The following is a 17,707-nucleotide window of genomic DNA, read 5'->3' on the forward strand; positions in this document are numbered from 1 at the left end:
GAGTCAGCGCCAAGCGCAGGAGGGGAGCTATTTGACCTTAGAAACTAGTCGTTCCTTAGAAACTACTCGTTCCTTAGAAACTACTCGTTCCTTAGAATCGGAATTTTTACAGTACATCCGCGAAATGATGCACTTGCATGAAGTGTTGAACCTTATGTTCTGGGATTCGCGTACCGGAGCACCCCAAAAGGGTCTAGCGATGCGTGCGGAAGTCATCGGTACCATCTCGGCCAAAAAATTTGCCATGTCCGTTTCTCCCGAGATGAAGGACTACCTGGAAGCTCTTACGGCGGAAGGCTCTGAAGCGTATTTGTCACCGATAACGCGGGAGGTCGTCGCGTCCGTAAAGAAAGAATTTGACCGAAATGCAAAAATTCCCCAAGCTGAGTTCAAAGCGTACACGATCGTCAAAGCAAATGCCGGTAAAGCGTGGGAAGCAGCGAAAAGCGCGTCGGATTTCGCGATGTTCCAGCCGCATTTGGAACAGCTTGTCTCGTACAACAAACGGTTCAGCGAATATTGGAGCGATCAGGGGCATCCGTATGACGCGCTTCTCGATGTGCACGATCCCGGAATGACGGTGGAGCAACTGGATGATGTTTTTGCAAAACTCAAAGCACGACTGATTCCACTGCTATCTCGCGTGAAGCAGGAAAAAACAGTGGCGGACACATCCTTTTTGTTCAAGCGGTTTCCGATTGCGGTGCAAAAGGAACTGCATCATTTCCTGCTGCAGGAATTGGGCTATGACTTCCAGGGAGGACGGCTAGATGAAACGGTCCATCCTTTCGCGATTCCGATCAACCGCAATGATGTGCGTATCACAACCCGCTTTGTCGAAGATGATTTCAAATCAGGTCTGTTTGGCACAATCCACGAATGTGGACACGCCTTTTACGAGCTGAATATCGCTGAGGAACTGATCGGCACGCCGCTGTGCTGCGGTGCATCCGCAGGTATCCATGAGTCGCAATCGCTCTTTTGGGAGAAGCTGATTGGCCGCAGCCAAGCGTTTTGGCACAGGTACTATCCGCAGCTTGCCGCGCACAACAAAGAACAATTCACCGGGATTGAGAAAACAGCATTTTATCGGGCAATTCATGCCGTCCAGCCTTCATTCATCCGCATCGAAGCAGATGAATTGACTTATCCGTTGCACGTCATCCTGCGCTACGAGCTCGAGAAAGCGTTGTTTGCCGATGAATTGAAAGTGGCCGACCTACCTGGCGCATGGCGTGAAAAAATGGCCGAATATTTGGGCATCACGCCCCCTGACGATCGAGCGGGGATTTTGCAGGACATGCATTGGTCAGCAGGCATGTTCGGCCATTTTCCTTCTTATGCACTCGGTTACTTGTACGCCGCGCAGTTTCGTCATGCAATGATCCGAGAGTTGGGACCGATCGATCCGCTAGTTGAGAATGGCGATTTCGCTCCGATCCGTGCGTGGTTGGCCCGGAACATTCACATTCATGGAAAACGGAAGACACCACATGAGCTGTTGCTTGATGTTACCGGAGAACCGCTTAATCCCGATCACCTGATTAACTACCTTGAGAAAAAGTATCAGGCGATTTACCAACTAGATTCATTCGAATAAAAAGTGAAGGTACAAGTAGACAGGGTTTAGCTCAACTGAACGTTCAAGAGGGTAGAAAAAGTGGCAGGCGAACTAGGGAACGAGTTCGTACTGCCACTTTTTTGTACGAGCAAATCATTCATGCAGCTTATTCAACCGCAAATATCTCTCTAAGGAAGGACAGAATATGTTTCCAAGAATCAGCTGACGCATAGGCATTTTGTTGCGCAGTGCCACCATTTAATTGAAGACGAGTGGTTGGAATGTAAGGAAAACGAATTCCATGCCCGGTTTTTGCATAGGTGAGATGCTCAACCTTGTAAGGATAATGGAAAGCTTTCAAACGGGAGACGATTCGCTCGCAATGGTACTGACTCGGCCAATAATGATCATCGTCAGACGAAATGAGCATTAGGGGACATGCTGCATGCTCCAACCGGATCGTCGAATTCTCCGCCATCTGCTCATCCGCCATACCGGCAAAATGGATGTGGTCAAATCGTTCATTGTTTTCGATGTATGCCATCGCGCTCCGGCATTGCTCTTCCGTCCACTGGAGGTAAGGCAATGGAACTCCATGATACGACCATGATGATTGAGGCTGATAGATTTGTGATCCGTTAGCAGCGTTCCAAGCTCCGATCGAAACGACGGAAGTGGGACTTGAAGCAACAATAGCATGAATATTCGTGCCGGTAGCCCCGATGACAAGAGAAAGCTCAGCCCCCTTTGAGCGCCCGAACAACGCAACTTGTCCGTCACGAACATATTCATTCTGTTTCATCCACTGTATGGTGCGTTCCACATATTCGAGGGGAAGGTTGCGAATGCCATCGGGCAAATCTTCAAAATCAAAATACGCCAAAGCAAGCGCTGAATAGCCATGGGAAGCAAAAAGAGCAGCAAACTGGGAGGAAGACGCGATTCCTCCTTCACTGCCTCCTAAGACAATGATGCCCGGTCTTGTGCGATGCGGATGATAAAACAGTCTGCCAACTATTCCATCGTCAAGGACATCGGTGTATGTGATATCTTCCGACAAATATTTTCTTGTCAGCATCGTTTCGGCGAGAACGTGCCCGTCCACTTCTGCCATAACCGTTACCGTTCCGAATGACGGAAACACGGGCAATGCGGATAATGTGCGTTTTGCAGGAAATTTCAACTTTTTCACATCCATGGACCAAAATAAGCCCATCGGGTCTTTCGTGTTGTATGTACCAGAAAGAGGAGCTTGATTTGCCACCGATATGTTTCCTGATCCGTCTGCTTGAAACACAGCATAAGATTCCGCTTCAAATTCCCCACCAAGCATACCCTCCGCGATGGCACGTACGGTAATGAGTTGAAAAGATTCGAATCCAGATAACGTAATCTTCACTTCTTCATCGATCATGGCTTCATTTGGAAAAATCGTAATGGCAGGTGAGAGCAAACGACATCATCCTCCTATTGTCCAGCTACCCTTATGGTACAACACATAGCAGCTTCCATTTTTGAAGAATTTGGGAACGAAGTGTAGGCAGGATCTACTGAATCCTCCTGCTTTCTTTCGTTAATACAGTTGCACGTAGCCCATTATTTCAAAGAAGTTTTCGACGATCCGTTCAGCATCAAGTTTGCAGTCCGCAGCTGCCGCGACAAGAACTTATCCCGTTTGCTCATGAAGGTCTTTCACTAAAACAAAGAAAAACCCGTTTCAAGCTTGACGCTGCAGGAATTGGGAGAAGGAAAGGTCAATCTTCATCTCGAACAAACCGGATTCGAGAATGCTCGTGCATTCGAAGGCGCCACGTATGGCTGGGCGAAATGTGCGGTGAGCTTGAAAAGGTGTTGGAACAATAACAGCAATCGAAACAGAGCCATGGCGGGATTCCTGCCGTGGCTCTGTACTATTTCGAAAATCAACAAAATGACTTTTCTCACATAAAACCGGTAAGCGAAATCATGAGAAACATGCAAAATGACGAGAAATATTGCGAAATACATAGGAAAGCATCGGTATTCATTTCCACGAAAAAGGTAAAACGCTACGAAAATTCCGCCACTTTTCTCAATCCAGCCTCAAAAACGTTTTTATTCCTCTTTTTTCATGAAAAACACTCTCGTCCACCCGTGGCACAAAAGTTGATCTTTTCCATATTCAAACAAAACAAGGAGGGATGCCCGTTCCAAGTGCGCTAAGGGGGCGATGCCACAAGAATCGTGGCTGCAAATCTGTGGGTACTCTCAATGCTCCACAATCCTCCGCAGGGAAGCCAAAACGATTTGTTAACAAGGTGGTAAACAGAATGTAAGACGAGTGAAAGTACGGATTCCGAAACCAATGACAGGTGAAAGAGGGGATTCACGATGAAATTTCGAGTCATTTTGCCAACGATCGTCGATACGTTCAATGAAGAAGTGCAAGTAGAGTTCGCCCACTATGTCGATGATGCGACGGAAGTGCAAGTTCGTCACTTGGATTATGGACCAGCATCTGTCGAGGGCGAATACGATGAAGCGCTGTGTGTGCCGAACTTGCTGGAAAAAGCGATCGAGGCGCAAAACGAGGGCTGTGATGGCGTGATCAGCTTGTGCTTCGCAGATCCAGGCGTGAAAGCGGCGCGGGAAGTGGTGAACATTCCTGTCGTCGGCGCGGGTGAATCATCGATGCTTTTTGCCAGCATGCTCGCAAGATCGTTTTCCGTCGTAACGGTGCTGCCGAATGTGATCCCCATGATCGAAAATGTGAGCAAAACGCTTGGCGTTCAAAGTAAGCTGGCCTCCATCCGCTATGTCAACATCCCCGTTCTGGACCTGGTTGATAAAGAAAAGATGAAAGAAGCCTTATTCGCGGAAATGGTCAAAGCGTTGGTGGATGACAAAGCTCATGCATTGGTATTGGGCTGTACAGGCATGACGGGTGTCGCGAGCGAGCTACAGGATCAACTCCGCGAGCACGGCTATGATGTGCCTGTCATCGATCCTTCCTTTGCCGCGGCGACCATCCTGAAAGGACTCATTGCGATGCGAGTGAAGCAAAGCCGCTTGACGTATATGGCGCCTACGGAAAAAGCACGTACATTCCGCTAGGTTGCACAAAGAGAGACAAGGGGTCATTCTTTGTATAAAAAGCGAAACAGCTACTTCATCCAACTGATAACTGGAATCGCCATCTTAATAAGCGGTTGCTCAGCATCGGAGCCAATCAATGCAGCAAAGCAGGCGGCTACGGATCCCGCTTATACCAAGCCTTTGCAGAACCAAATAAAGCTTGATGCTGAAGTGGAACGACTCGATAAGAAGCGGTTGAAACTCGGCTGGCAACCAAACCGTCCGTTGGGGGAAGTCCGCATTTATTGGAGCACGTCTCCGGAAAAAATCGAGCAACAAGGAAAGCTGCTGACAACGGTAGCTTCGGACACATCTGTTATCGCCGATGATCCCAGCCCGTTAGCCCGGCCGTATTTTCAAATCATCTCGACAGATGGTGCGTCCGCGACAGTAGCAGAAAGACGGCTTCCGCTACAGGGCACAGACAATTTCCGGGATTTGGGCGGCTACAAGACCACCGATGGGCACACAGTCAAGTGGGGCTACCTATACCGTTCCGAGGCGCTCAAGTAGCCTAAGCGATGCTGATGTACGGTATTTACAGCAATCCGGTCTCAAGCTAGTGTGCGACTACCGCTCCGATGTTGAAATCGTTCATAAACCCGATCGCACCATGGACGGGATCCGAAATGAAAACATTCCCGTTTTCAAGGAAGTCCCATCTCAAATAGACACAGGTCCCTTAGTCGCATCCGGCCATCTTGGGGCACTCGGCAAGCCAGGCGCGTACATGAAAATGGTCAATCAGGAGTATGTTACGCATTACAACGGTGCGTTTGCCCAGGTTCTGGAGTTCGCACAGCATCCAGAAAATCTTCCGCTTGTTCAGCATTGCAGTTCGGGGAAAGACCGAACGGGCTTTGGTTCGGCCATGCTGCTGTTCGCCTTGGGCGTACCTGAGGAGACGGTGATGGTAGACTTTATGCTCTCCAAGACTTATACGGAAGCAGCTAGCCAAAAAACGCTTGAAAGCTTGAAGCCAAAGTTAAAAGATGAAGAAAGCATAACGATCGCAGCGGCAATTTACGACGTCCGGAAAGAGTATTTGCAAGCAGCCCTGGACGAAATCAACAGCAAGTACGGTTCGGTGGACCGTTACCTGGAGCAAGCGCTTGGTTTGACAAAGGAGAAACGGGAGAATTTGCGGGCGTTACTGTTGGAATGACTGGATAAACAGAAAAAACCACCCATTGTGGTGGTTTTTTGGTTGCAAAGGCTACTACCGATTATCGATCATTTGTACAAAACATCGTTACGCAACGACTCGACTTTGGCCAGAGCCTCCGAAATATCCTCTTCCGCCACCCCAAAATGACTAAGAGCAGCACGCAAATGGGTAACGATGGCATCAAAGTGGTTGGGTTGCAAATTCATCCCCTCATGTACCTTCGCCATCGATTGGCCGGTGTATTGGTTTGGACCGCCGAGCGCAAAGCTGATAAATTTAGTTTGGTGCTTGCGTTGTTTTTCCATATCCGTATTCGCAAAAAATTGGTTCACCGTTTCATCTGCCAACACCAAGTCATAAAAATAATCAACCACTTTGGCGATTGTCGCTTCACCGCCATATTTATCATAAAAGTTCCCCATCATTGACCTCCTCTGCAGGACTTTTCCTTCTTAACGATTCCACAGTTGCAGGACTTTTATGTTGATCTGACGGGCAAGACTTTTTCTATCACGGGCAAGAGGAAACCAATGAAGGGGAGTGTGGACAATCTTGCCAATCATAAAAAGTTTGATAAAATGGAAAATGCATGCGCAATTCGACAAGTTTATCCATTTATCATTCAAGTAGAAAGAAATTAGGTGCCCGTCGTGAAAAATGTCATTGGAATCAGTGTATTGGTTGTGTGCTTAGCCATTAATGGATTTTTAGGGTATTACTTTTATCAGCAGTATCAAGACAATCGTGGAAAGCCGCTCATTCCGGCAAAAACAGCACCTATTGTAACTGCGCCTTCAGTCGCCCCGACAGTGGCTACCCCTGAAGCGCCACCGGCGACAGCGCTCGCAACGAACGCTGCAGAACAACAGCCAGCTCCAACGCCGCTTGAAGCGACAGCGCCGCCACAGCCGCAACCTGTCGATGAAACAGACAATCTGACACCGATTCAGGCAAGGCAAGAGCTCGGTAAGCTGGCAATTTCCTATACGGACCGAGATTTTATCATCGCTAGCAAAAACAATGACATTTTGGCTGTCAAACTGTTTTTGCGTGCGGGCATGAGCCCGAATGTGAGCATTTATATTGACAAAGAATGGATTTCGCCTCTTTCCAATGCGGTTTTAAATGGCAACCTCGACAACCTGAAGCGTATGTTGGAGGCAGGAGGTGATCCGAACCTGCGGTACAGCTTCTATGATAATGTCTTGACGCTCAATATCGAAAATCCACAAGTCGTTCGCCTTATACTCGAACATGGGGCCAACCCGAATTTTACTGACGATATGAACGAGCACTTCTGGACACCGCTTTACAAAGCAGTGAAAATGAAAAGGCTGGAAAGCGTCAAAACGCTCATCGAGTTCGGGGCAGATCCCAATCAGGTTGTAGCGGAAGAGCGTAGGAATTTTGATACTTATAACAAAGACATTTTTCGTTTGACTCCATTGCAATTGGCGGAACAAATGGGACTTACGGAAATCGCCAACGTTTTGAAGCAAGCCCCTCAGAAACAAATAGAGACAGATTACAATTAAGAAGACCAGTACGAAGGACTCGTATCTGATGGCTGCAAGTTACGTGTTAGACCGCTCATGCTGATGAGTGGTTTTTCTATATTACAGTGTGATCGTATCGTGAAAAAAGCGACTTCGCTGGGAATGAAAGCAACTCATCAACTGAATCACTGAAAATTGGTTCTATATCTACTATCAGAAGTTTATTATCTTTACCACAGCTTTTCCTGCAGCAACAAGCCTTCCTTGTTCATATCAATACACAACCATTTCCAGAAAAATCTCAATTAGAGGGAAATTCTACGATCTACCTTTCCTTTTTGTCATGCTAATTTGTTTACATTCATACCGTTGAAGCGCAGGGAAAATAACAGGAAAGGAACACCATTCCCATGACAAAAATACTGATAGTCGACGACGAGGAGCACATCCGAGAGCTGATGCGCATATTTTTGCGCAATGAAGGTTTTGAGGTAGCTGAGGCGACGAATGGCGCACAGGCACTCTCGATCGTGGAGAAATCGGCCATCGATCTCGTCATCCTCGACATTATGATGCCGCACATGGACGGCTGGGAGCTTTGCAAAAAAATCAGGGAGCATGGTCCTGATATCCCGCTTTTGATGGTGACCGCCAAAGGGGAAGCGGGGCAAAAGGTGAAAGGCTTTCAGCTGGGCACCGACGATTATGTAACCAAGCCCTTTGATCCGCTGGAGCTTGTGATGAGAGTCAGAGCGCTTTTGAAACGGTACCGAATCGCATTTTCCCATACGGTCAGAATAGGTGAAATCGTATTGAACCGTCAGTCCTACAAGGTTGTTCGCGGAGATGAGGAGCTAACATTGCCATTGAAGGAATTCGAGCTGCTGTTCAAGCTAGCCAGCCATCCCGGCCAAATTTTCACCCGTGAACAGTTGATCGTCCAAATTTGGGGCATCGATTATGATGGCGACGACCGGACCATCGACGTTCACATCAAACGGTTGCGGGAGCGATTCGCCGGCGATACACATCATTTTCGCATCGAAACCGCCCGAAGCCTTGGCTACCGACTCGTGGTGAGTGAATGAGAAAGACGCTCTACGTCCGTGTCGTCCTTACGTTTTTGGCTGCGATTCTCATTGCCATCGTCGCATCGACGCTTATCGGTTTGGCTTTGTTTGAAAATGAGCTTGACCATTTGCAGCGAGATGAGATCGTTTTACTTGGCGAGAACATCATCCACGTCTACGAACAAACAACCCCTGCAAATCTCGCGTCGTTTATGCAAAGCATCTCAAAGATTACTTCCAATCCCATATGCGTTTACAGCGATTCCGAGGAAATCTGCGCACCTAGGCAGGCAACGGGCCGTATCCCGCCTGAAACGGTTCGGATTGTGCTATCGGGCGAGCGATATTTGCCTGCAGCTGATGCAGATCTCGCATTCATCGGCCTCCCGTTTCAAGAAAAGGCGAAATCGCGTGCTTTGTTTTTATTGCCATCATCGAAAAACGAAGATACGATCACCCGTTTGTTTTTGACGGTTCTGCTTCTCGTCCTCATCACCGGAAGCATGTGCATCCTCATTGCCGCCAGGTATCTCGTACAGCCCATCAAAGCATTGACGCAAGCAACCAAACAGCTGGCAAAGGGCCATTATGATATTGAATTGAAACTGAACCGAAAGGACGAGCTGGGAACGCTGGCAAACAGCTTTACCGAAATGGCAGGGGAACTCAAGCAGCTGGAGAAAATGCGCCAAGACTTCGTGTCCAACGTATCGCATGAGATTCAAACACCGCTGACATCGATCTCCGGTTTTGCAAAAGCATTGAAATACGACCAGCTTATCAACGAGCAAAACCGCAGCCGTTATTTGGACATCATCCTGATGGAAAGCGAACGACTATCCCGTTTGAGCGAACATTTGCTCAAGCTTGCCTCGCTAGAGTCGGAGCACCATCCTTTTGCAGCGTCAACGTTTCATCTCGATGAGCAGATTCGACTGGTCGTCGTCGCCAGTGAGCCGTTATGGTCGGCGAAAGACATTCGCGTTGACTTGAATCTTCCTGTCGCCGCCAAAATCACCGCAGATGCAGATCAATTGAACCAAGTGTGGACCAATTTGCTCGGAAACAGTATCAAATTCACGCCAGAAGGGGGCACGATTCGGATCGAGCTTACCAAGCACGGAAACAAATATTTCGTCAACATCACTGATTCCGGTATCGGCATCCCACCAAACGAGCTCTCCCACATTTTCGTTCGCTTTTACAAGACGGACCGCTCCCGGACGGGCCGAAAAGGCAGCGGACTCGGCCTAGCGATCGTTAAGCGGATTATCGTACTTCACCATGGAAGCATTGACGTGCAAAGCGCGGTCGGTGAAGGGACGACGATCAAGGTCACGCTCCCGATCCTACGTAATGATTGATGCACAAACAATCGGTAACCTATAACGAAAAGTGTACCTTATAAAAAAACCTGCAACAGGCCCTTGTTGATCCTGCGCAGGTTGAGGCAATGTCTCGCTATTGTACTAATCAATTGAAAGGTCTCCTGATAACTGGAATAATTCGCGCACCACCTCGAATAAGCCGTTGCGCCCTTTCCCTACTGATTCTAACTAGTACAGAAATGTCAGTAGTGTTCTCAACGTCGAAGACTGAAAAAAACTGTCCATTTGCAAACAAGACACCTTTGAATTCAACTTTCTTTCCTCGACTCGGTTTTGGGACCTTGTTCTGAATAATTGTCCGCATCACGCCTGCACGAATGAGGCTTCTTGCTTGTTGGGGTGTTGTCCGGACAGCAAATACCGGATCAATTTCAACTCCGGGTGATTTTGCTTCTACCTCAACAATCAAGAAAAAACGGTTACCGATTTTTGCAATACTATTAGCGCCAATTGTAACGGGTTGGGTTTTTGCCATGTTCTATCACCTCCTGAATTACCATATGAAGGAGGGGGAAAAGATGATTGGTACAAGTGCCGTTTTCATATTTTTTAGGCTTATCGAACATAAATTGACTAGATTCGGCAACGCTAGAAAAACTTGATTTCGTTCACGCTCCGTTCATATTTCTCCTCTACGCTTTCTTACGAGCATTACCAATGAATGGGAGGAGCGGAACAATGGAAGTCGTGTGGCACGTATTGGATTCTTTCAAGTGGTTTACGGTTTACGAATGGGTGTTATGTAGTATCGACGTGTTGATTTTGATCTGGTATGCATTCCCCATACGCGTGTATTTCAGATGGCTTGATTTCGTCCCCGTTACAGGCGTCGCAGTGGCGGTCGCCAGCGTATGCAGCGGGGACATCACCATCCCCGCAATCCTACTATATGCATTTACTGGCGTGTTATTTGCGTGCACGGCGACGAAGCTTTGGAAGCCGATTTCTCACATTCCCGTGCCAAGGTACCGGTTCGTCAGAATTCTCCTGTGTGGGGCGGGTGTTGTTCCGATTGTCTTGGCTCTTTTGGTTGCCGGCGAGCTGCGCTACAATCCGGAGAGCGATTATAGCGAGCTGGGTTATTCCCAGGCTTTTGTCCAACTAAATGAACGGCTATCGCGGGAATATCCGTTTGAGGATTGGAAAAAAGTCAATTGGCAAGAGCGAAAAGCAAAGTATGAACCGATTTTTAAACAGGCGGAGCAAGCGAAAAACAAGGCATTGTACTACAAAACGCTGCGAGAGTACGTGCATTCCTTGAGAGATGGACACAGCAAAATCGTCAATGAAGATTTATACAGCGATAACCCGGTATTTCATGCGGAAGCGGGTGGCGGCTATGGAATCAGCACGATCATGTTGGATAACGGTACGATACGGGTTGATCTGCTGATACATGGAAGTCCAGCCGAAAATAGCGGGATCCAGCTCGGCGCCGAGATCGTCCGCTGGGATGGAAAAGCAGCGAAAGAAGCCTATGAACGCACCGTTTGGAGCGAAAATCCGACGGCAACAGAAGGGGATCGACGTGTAAACCAAGGAAGGTTCATGGTTAGGGCCCCTATTGGAAAAGAAGTCGAGGTGGAATACCGGAACATAGGCGACAGCCACATCAAAACCACAACACTCACAGCGTATGATGACAAGTACGAATCACTCAAAAAGACGAGGGTCAAGCTGAACCGAGAAGATCCTCCGCTCGAAGCCAAACAGCTGCCGAACGGGTACGGCTATGTGAAAATACGCTATTTTCTCCCAAGTCAATCGATGCCTGACCCTGTAAAAACGTTGGAAGAGATACTGATCGAGTTTCAGGAGCAAAAAGTAAAAGGCATCATCATTGATGTGCGCGATAATCCTGGCGGAAGCGATGACATGGTTGCGGACAGCTCCGGCTTTTTCGTCCAGGAAGAAAAGCTGTATGAAAACGTAAGTTACTACAATCGGAATACCGGGACGTTCGAGCTCAACGACTTGGAATCGCGGACCATCAAGCCGGCAGCGAATACTTACAACGGGAATGTCGCCATCCTTATTAACCATCGGACTACTAGCTCTGGGGAAGGACTGCCGATCGCATTAAAAGGTTTGCCCCATGTCAAAGTCGTCGGCTTTACATCAACGAACGGGTCCTTTGGCGTAGTGACGCGTCCGATTCGGGTTGCCATGCCAGAAGGGTATATCCTTGAATTTCCGGATGGGCGTTCACTCGGGGTAAACAACGTGATTCAAGGCGACAGCAATGATCATGGACAGGGAGGAGGCATCCCTGATGTGAAGGTGCCGCTCAATGAGCAAACGTTCTATGAAAAGGTAGTAGAAGGGAAGGATGTTGAACTGGATTACGCGGTTCAAGCGTTGGAACGAATGAAGTGAGCATACACCCCCTAAAACTGACAAAAGCGTAAAGTAGCCCCTCACTATGAGGGAACTAATTTACGTTTTTTACATACTACGATCCTTCTACCTGAGACTGTGAATGGCGCTGCGAGGCCTTTCGGTTGCCTTTTTGCTTCCAGCGGAACTGCTGGCCATCTGAGAGAACCAGCCCCACGATCGTGAGAGAAGCACCCAGCAACGCGATCCATGTGATATTCTCATGCAAAAGCAGTGCAGCTGCCATGATGGTAATCAGTGGTACCAAATAAATGTACAAGCTCGTCTTCACAGCTCCGAGCACGCCTACGGCCCAGTTCCAGGTGACAAAGCAAAGCGCAGAAGCGGCAAAGCCCAGAAAAGCCATATTCAACAAATTGGAGATATTCGCGAACCGCATCACATCGAGACGAATATCAAACATAAACAACGCGGGAATCATTAGCAGCAAGCCATAGAAAAACACCTTTCGCGTGCTACCAACCGTATGCTGCCCGAACTGGCTAATTTTTCGCATCAACACGGAATAGACAGCCCAAACCATGGACGCTAGGATTGCAAGCATATCACCCAGCGGGTTCAGCTTCAAAAGAAAGCTTCCATTGCAAATGATCAGCACGATGCCGGTGGTCGCTATGACAAAGCCTGCAAAAAAGCGCGGACGCAACGGCTCCCCCTCCAGGATGTAGTGCGCCAAAACAGCGGTGAAGAATGGGGCAATCGAGACGATTACGCCAACGTTCGAGGCGAGGGTATACGTGAGCGCGATATTTTCCAACAAAAAGAACAAAGTCACACCGCACAGTCCTGCCGCAATATAATGCAGCTCCTCGCGAACACCGTTTGTTCTCACACGATGCGGATACACGATCAAAAGCGAGAGATAACCAATGATAAATCGGAAAAACAAGATTTCCATAGAATTAAAATCTGCTAACAGCTTTTTGGTTGCGATGTATGTCGTGCCCCAGATCAGAATCGTCAACAACGCGGCGGCATGCCCCGCAGATCGGCTGGACGTCGCCATCATTTTGTCCCTCCGGCATCCACAAAAATTTTCCCATATTGCCGGGGCGTTAACCCGATCATCCGTTTGAAAAAATTCGAAAAATGACTTTGGTCGCTAAATCCGGTCCTCATCGCAACCTCGAGCGGGGAAATCCCTTGTTCGAGCAGTTTTCTTGCATTGCCGATCCGAATCGTTTCAAGGAAACTGTACGGCGAGATGCCTTTTTGTTTGGTAAATGAGCGGAGCAGATGGTATTTGCTCGTGTCAGCGATATCACTCAGCTGGTCGAGTGTGATCGCGCTTGCATAATTTGTTTCTAAATAATGGCATACCTTATCGATTTGGGAGTCAGGATTGAAGCCACTGTGCTCGGGCACTTCATCGCCGTATTCTTGCAGCAGCTGCTCGATGAGAAACAAGAACAGCTCCTCTTTTTTCAAATCTTCGGTTTCCTGCGAGATCATCAAGTGAAGTTCCCGCAATGATGATGCCAGTTCGCTTTGCACAAGGACGGTTTGCCGAAAGCGGGGGAGTGATTCATTGCCCGTAATCTCTCGAACCGCTTTTCGCATCGTCTCTTCCGGCACATTGAGTGCACGATAGTCCAACGTTCTCCCGTCCACCTGCTCACATGTATGGGCATCGCGCGGGTTAAAAATGACGACATCACCAGCGTTGATGATGTACTCCTTATTTTGACAGACCAAGTGACGCTGTCCCTTTTCGATGAAGCCCAACACATAGTAATCATGAAAATGGTTGGGGAATTTTTGCATAATCCCTTGAAAGCAATACGCTTCGACTTGTAAATTTTTATCGAAGAAGACCGTCCGTACCTCCGTTGCCACCGTTCAACCCCCTTGCCACGTCGTGTAGTGATACCTTACCACACAAAGCCTAGATGTTCTTGCAAGATATTGCTCTTGCGGGAGAAGGCACTTCGAAAAAAACATTTACGGCTCTTCCCTACATATGGTATAAACATCTCCATGACCAAACTTCCAAAAAGCTTTCATAAGCAAAGGAAGAAAACAAATTAAAGGAGGCACTATCATGTACCTACCGTCCGTCCGTCTGGACAACCAAGTCGCAATCGTCACAGGAGCGGGAAAAGGAATTGGAAGAGCGCTGGCCATTGGACTTGCTGAAGCGGGGGCAAATGTGGCACTGCTAGCAAGAACTCTGGATGATCTTACATCTGTGGCAACCGAAATCGAAAAGCTGGGACGAATTGCTTACCCGATCCAAGTCGACATGACGAAACGAGTTGAGATTGAACAAGCCGTTCAAACCATTGTAGAGCAGACAGGCAAAATCGATATTCTCGTCAACAACGCTGGCACGAATATCCGCCGAACCGCCTTGGAAGTGACAGATGAGGAATGGGAAAAAATCATCGACACGAATCTGAAGTCGGCGTACATCATGTCCCAAGTGGTCGCTCACCAGATGAAAGAGCAGCTGGGGGGCAAAATCATCAACATCTCTTCCGTTGACGGGCACTTGGCTGCATTGTCAGGTGTTGCGTATGGCGCCTCGAAAGCAGCTTTGATTCACATGACCAAAATTCACGCAGTAGAGTGGGCACTGTATGGCATTCGTGTAAACGCAATCGGACCATACTTTTTCAATACGCCTTTAACCGAAAAGGTGTTGGCTGATCCCGTGGTTCTGGAAGAGATTATCGCGCGAACACCAATGCGAAGAATCGGTGAGCTGGAAGATCTCGTGGGTCCGACTGTTTTCCTTGCCTCCGACATGTCCAACTACATAACGGGCCAAATTTTGTTCGTAGATGGCGGGATGACGATTTACGGTAACTAAGATCACTTTGCAAATAGTTTACATTCATATCCGATTCAGCGTGCTGGCAAAACGACAACAGCGATTATTGATTGAAAATTTCGTTTTCACCACGTATAATGACCGTAGGGTAAGCGGTTAATCAACTATAACGATAGTAAACACGGAATTGAGGTCGCTAAGTAAGACGGATGGCCCGTTTGGTTTTGGGAAAGCGCTTTTTAACGATCGAGTCGGGACGATGCTACCATTCCTGCAATTTCAACTGCTAACCTAGAAATTCGATCTATCAAAGAAGGGGGCAGGTCTGAAATGAAAGGAAATTGTCTGATCGTGCAATCGGGAGGACCTACTTCCGTTATTAATAGCACATTATACGGTATTGTGGAGAGGGCGAAGCAGTCCGGAACGTTGGGCAGCATCTACGGAGCACGGTATGGTTTGCATGGTTTGCTGCACGGGGATTACATTGATTTATCTACAATCCCTCTAAAGGAATTGGCTTACTTGCGTTATACACCGGGAGCAGCTCTGGGCTCATGGCGATATAAACTGGATAAGACGGATGAAGTGGATCAAATCGTAGCCCACTTAGAGCGCAACCAAATTCGATATTTGTTCTGCATTGGCGGAAATGGAACGATGTTTCTGGCTGATTTGATCCTGGCTGCCGCATCAGCGAAAGGTTACGCGCTTCAAGTAGTTGGCGTCCCAAAAACCATTGACAATGACCTCACACATACTGACCATTGTCCCGGGTATGGCAGCGCAGCTAAGTTTTTTTCCACCTGCCTCATGGATATAGCGATGGATCTCGGCAGTACATTGACGACCAACCGTGTGACGATCATCGAGACGATGGGTCGCAACACAGGATGGTTGGCTGCGGCATGTGGATTGGGTAGCAAGGAGAAAAACGAATGGCTACCCCGTATTTATATACCGGAGGTTCCTTTTGAGGAAGCAAGGTTCCTGGAAACGATAGAAAGAGATTGTCGTGAGAGAGGACATTCGCTCGTCATCGTTGCGGAAGGAATCGTCGATAAAGATGGCGCCATCATCGGGAATCATTCACATGAGGATAATGTCGGACGCCCTCAATTGGGTGGCGTTTCCTCGTACTTGAAAGCCTGTATCGAGACAGAGACGTCATTGACCGCCCGCTACGTGCAACCAAGCATTTGGCAACGAAGCAGTATGCGGACATCCTCATTCGTAGACATCAGCGAAGCGTATGAAATAGGCAAGCAGGCATGCGATTACGTCTTGGCTGGACATTCAGGAGACATGATCTCCATTCAGAGAATGCCCAACGAACGCTACAAAGTCGTTTGGAAGCCGGTTGCCCTTAAAAAAGTAGCGAGTGAGGAAAGAGCGTTTCCACTCGACTGGTATGACAAAAAGGTAAACTACGTGAAACAAGCGTTCTTTAATTATGTGCAGCCGCTGATCCAGGGTGAAGTCGAAATTCCGATGAAAAACGGTCTGCCTGTTTACAAGACGCTCGCTTTATAATCAGATTGACGGCTCATGCGTTGAACTATTCAAGAAAATCGAGGGAACTGAATGAAACCGACTATTTATGATGTAGCAAAAAAAGCAGGCGTCTCTATCGCAACTGTCTCAAAGGTCATCAACAATACTGGTCGGATCTCAGAAAAAACGAGAAAAAAGATTATGGCGCTCATGGAGGAAATGGAGTATCAGCCAAGCGTGGTGGCATCTGCACTAACGGGGAAATCGACGTATACGATTGGCTTGCTCATACCCGATTTGGCCAACCCGTTCTTCTCAGAGATCGCCAGAAGCATTGAGGATCGCGGGCACAGTCTGGGCTATAACATCGTGATTTGCAGTACGGACTACGACCCGGAAAAAGAGGCAAAGTACACGTCACTCCTGAAGCAAAAAAGCGTCGACGGGATCATTCTGGCGTCGGGCTTTGAAAACCTCAAGGGCGCTAAGGAGCTTATCCATCAAAACTTCCCGATTGCGGTAGTGGCGAGAGAAATCCCGTCCCTCGAGGTGGATACCGTCTCGATCGATAATTTCCTGGGAGGATACCAAGCCGCTTCACACCTGATTGGACTCGGCCACAAACGTATCGCGATCATCGCCCGGGATGTATGGAGCAATCGTGAACGGATTCGCGGCTACAAGCAAGCGCTGGAGGAAGCCAATCTGGAAGTGAATGATCAGATGGAGTTCGTAAAGGATTCAGCTGTCGAGAGCGGAAAAGAGATGGCCAGTAAACTGCTCGATTCATCTTCACCACCGACCGCCATTTTTGCCTGCAACGACTCGTTGGCAATCGGAGTGATCCAAGCGGCACGTCAAAGAGGTTTGTCTGTCCCGAACAATTTGTCGGTTGTCGGTTTTGATGATACGATCTGGGCAAAAATCAGTGATCCGCCGTTGACAACGATCGCCCAGCCGATCCGGGAGATGGGATATGGGGTGATGGATCTGTTAATTCAGGAGATCAGAGGACTCAAGCATATGAAGCAGCGCTTGATCCTTCTGCCGAAGCTTGTCGAGCGGGAAACCACGATGGCATATAGGGGAAAGTAAATAGCAGAAAATCAAACAAACATGTGCGATCCGGGATTCTGTAGCGGACTTGCATGAAGGTTATAATTTTATTCCGAGAAAATAACGTTTTGTACTAGAAAATAAAGGAATAGCAGTGGTAGAATCGCAGGAGTCTGTAAAATATTCTGTG

Annotated in this window: 14 protein-coding genes and 2 pseudogenes; 11 read left to right on the forward strand and 5 right to left on the reverse strand. The window is 48.1% G+C overall.

Features of this window, described 5'->3' with window-relative positions:
• The first annotated feature begins 115 nt into the window (after positions 1-115).
• Entirely contained in the window at positions 116-1,600 is a 1,485-nt protein-coding gene (locus EDM56_RS21690) for a carboxypeptidase M32 (RefSeq protein WP_425456341.1), read from the forward strand.
• Positions 1,601-1,727: 127 nt separating this feature from the next.
• Here the strand turns inward: EDM56_RS21690 and EDM56_RS21695 are convergent, their stop codons facing one another.
• On the reverse strand, positions 1,728-2,975 hold the full coding sequence (locus EDM56_RS21695; protein ID WP_148040412.1) for an acyl-CoA thioesterase/bile acid-CoA:amino acid N-acyltransferase family protein: 1,248 nt from the start codon (positions 2,973-2,975) through the stop codon (positions 1,728-1,730).
• Between the two features lie 309 nt (positions 2,976-3,284).
• Here EDM56_RS21695 and EDM56_RS31945 point away from each other — a divergent pair.
• The 3 genes and pseudogenes from EDM56_RS31945 to EDM56_RS21715 all read left to right on the forward strand — a co-directional run.
• Positions 3,285-3,424: pseudogene (locus tag EDM56_RS31945) on the forward strand (SRPBCC family protein); the annotation flags it as partial.
• 507 nt (positions 3,425-3,931) lie between these two features.
• The gene (locus EDM56_RS21710) at positions 3,932-4,654 is read left to right on the forward strand and encodes an aspartate/glutamate racemase family protein (RefSeq protein WP_122920003.1); all 723 of its coding nucleotides are present in this window, start codon (positions 3,932-3,934) and stop codon (positions 4,652-4,654) included.
• A gap of 162 nt (positions 4,655-4,816) precedes the next feature.
• Positions 4,817-5,840, forward strand: a pseudogene (locus tag EDM56_RS21715) (tyrosine-protein phosphatase).
• Positions 5,841-5,908: 68 nt separating this feature from the next.
• Here EDM56_RS21715 and EDM56_RS21720 read toward each other — a convergent pair.
• Positions 5,909-6,265, reverse strand: a complete 357-nt coding sequence (locus EDM56_RS21720) for a group I truncated hemoglobin (RefSeq protein WP_122920004.1) — start codon at positions 6,263-6,265, stop codon at positions 5,909-5,911.
• A gap of 228 nt (positions 6,266-6,493) precedes the next feature.
• On the opposite strand from EDM56_RS21720, the gene EDM56_RS21725 reads away from it, so the two are divergent.
• The 3 genes from EDM56_RS21725 to EDM56_RS21735 all read left to right on the forward strand — a co-directional run bounded on the left by EDM56_RS21725 (position 6,494) and on the right by EDM56_RS21735 (position 9,773).
• Positions 6,494-7,378 carry an ankyrin repeat domain-containing protein gene (locus tag EDM56_RS21725; protein WP_148040413.1) on the forward strand — a complete coding sequence of 295 codons (885 nt, stop codon included), beginning with the start codon at positions 6,494-6,496 and terminating at the stop codon, positions 7,376-7,378.
• Positions 7,379-7,749: 371 nt separating this feature from the next.
• On the forward strand, positions 7,750-8,427 hold the full coding sequence (locus EDM56_RS21730) for a response regulator transcription factor (RefSeq protein WP_122920006.1): 678 nt from the start codon (positions 7,750-7,752) through the stop codon (positions 8,425-8,427).
• Positions 8,424-9,773 (forward strand): HAMP domain-containing sensor histidine kinase, encoded by a 1,350-nt coding sequence (locus EDM56_RS21735; RefSeq protein ID WP_122920007.1) that lies wholly within the window; start codon positions 8,424-8,426, stop codon positions 9,771-9,773. Before EDM56_RS21730 ends, EDM56_RS21735 begins: the two co-directional genes overlap by 4 nt.
• A gap of 109 nt (positions 9,774-9,882) precedes the next feature.
• Here the strand turns inward: EDM56_RS21735 and EDM56_RS21740 are convergent, their stop codons facing one another.
• Entirely contained in the window at positions 9,883-10,272 is a 390-nt protein-coding gene (locus tag EDM56_RS21740; protein WP_122920008.1) for a hypothetical protein, read from the reverse strand.
• 203 nt (positions 10,273-10,475) lie between these two features.
• On the opposite strand from EDM56_RS21740, the gene EDM56_RS21745 reads away from it, so the two are divergent.
• Positions 10,476-12,173, forward strand: a complete 1,698-nt coding sequence (locus EDM56_RS21745) for a S41 family peptidase (protein WP_183192549.1) — start codon at positions 10,476-10,478, stop codon at positions 12,171-12,173.
• A 76-nt stretch (positions 12,174-12,249) separates the two neighbouring features.
• Here EDM56_RS21745 and EDM56_RS21750 read toward each other — a convergent pair whose 3' ends face one another.
• Positions 12,250-13,200: a DMT family transporter gene (locus EDM56_RS21750; protein ID WP_122920010.1), complete on the reverse strand. Its 951-nt coding sequence runs from the start codon at positions 13,198-13,200 to the stop codon at positions 12,250-12,252.
• Positions 13,200-14,030 carry an AraC family ligand binding domain-containing protein gene (locus EDM56_RS21755; RefSeq protein WP_122920011.1) on the reverse strand — a complete coding sequence of 277 codons (831 nt, stop codon included), beginning with the start codon at positions 14,028-14,030 and terminating at the stop codon, positions 13,200-13,202. Before EDM56_RS21755 ends, EDM56_RS21750 begins: the two co-directional genes overlap by 1 nt.
• 205 nt (positions 14,031-14,235) lie before the next feature.
• On the opposite strand from EDM56_RS21755, the gene EDM56_RS21760 reads away from it, so the two are divergent.
• The 3 genes from EDM56_RS21760 to EDM56_RS21770 all read left to right on the forward strand — a co-directional run bounded on the left by EDM56_RS21760 (position 14,236) and on the right by EDM56_RS21770 (position 17,556).
• The gene (locus EDM56_RS21760; RefSeq protein WP_122920012.1) at positions 14,236-15,006 is read left to right on the forward strand and encodes an SDR family NAD(P)-dependent oxidoreductase; all 771 of its coding nucleotides are present in this window, start codon (positions 14,236-14,238) and stop codon (positions 15,004-15,006) included.
• 291 nt (positions 15,007-15,297) lie between these two features.
• Positions 15,298-16,500 carry a diphosphate--fructose-6-phosphate 1-phosphotransferase gene (locus EDM56_RS21765; protein WP_122920013.1) on the forward strand — a complete coding sequence of 401 codons (1,203 nt, stop codon included), beginning with the start codon at positions 15,298-15,300 and terminating at the stop codon, positions 16,498-16,500.
• A gap of 51 nt (positions 16,501-16,551) precedes the next feature.
• Positions 16,552-17,556 carry a LacI family DNA-binding transcriptional regulator gene (locus EDM56_RS21770; protein ID WP_122920014.1) on the forward strand — a complete coding sequence of 335 codons (1,005 nt, stop codon included), beginning with the start codon at positions 16,552-16,554 and terminating at the stop codon, positions 17,554-17,556.
• The last annotated feature ends 151 nt before the right edge of the window (positions 17,557-17,707 follow it).

It is taken from the genome of Brevibacillus fluminis (assembly GCF_003710825.1).
Lineage (GTDB): Bacteria > Bacillota > Bacilli > Brevibacillales > Brevibacillaceae > Brevibacillus_D > Brevibacillus_D fluminis.

Coding starts and splice junctions, on each gene's coding strand:
- EDM56_RS21765 (WP_122920013.1), top strand. CDS start 15,298: ATGAAAGGAAATTGTCTGATCGTGCAATCGGGAGGACCTACTTCCGTT.
- EDM56_RS21760 (WP_122920012.1), top strand. CDS start 14,236: ATGTACCTACCGTCCGTCCGTCTGGACAACCAAGTCGCAATCGTCACA.
- EDM56_RS21745 (WP_183192549.1), top strand. CDS start 10,476: ATGGAAGTCGTGTGGCACGTATTGGATTCTTTCAAGTGGTTTACGGTT.
- EDM56_RS21735 (WP_122920007.1), top strand. CDS start 8,424: ATGAGAAAGACGCTCTACGTCCGTGTCGTCCTTACGTTTTTGGCTGCG.
- EDM56_RS21695 (WP_148040412.1), bottom strand. CDS start 2,975: ATGATCGATGAAGAAGTGAAGATTACGTTATCTGGATTCGAATCTTTT.
- EDM56_RS21710 (WP_122920003.1), top strand. CDS start 3,932: ATGAAATTTCGAGTCATTTTGCCAACGATCGTCGATACGTTCAATGAA.
- EDM56_RS21750 (WP_122920010.1), bottom strand. CDS start 13,200: ATGGCGACGTCCAGCCGATCTGCGGGGCATGCCGCCGCGTTGTTGACG.
- EDM56_RS21730 (WP_122920006.1), top strand. CDS start 7,750: ATGACAAAAATACTGATAGTCGACGACGAGGAGCACATCCGAGAGCTG.
- EDM56_RS21720 (WP_122920004.1), bottom strand. CDS start 6,265: ATGGGGAACTTTTATGATAAATATGGCGGTGAAGCGACAATCGCCAAA.
- EDM56_RS21770 (WP_122920014.1), top strand. CDS start 16,552: ATGAAACCGACTATTTATGATGTAGCAAAAAAAGCAGGCGTCTCTATC.
- EDM56_RS21740 (WP_122920008.1), bottom strand. CDS start 10,272: ATGGCAAAAACCCAACCCGTTACAATTGGCGCTAATAGTATTGCAAAA.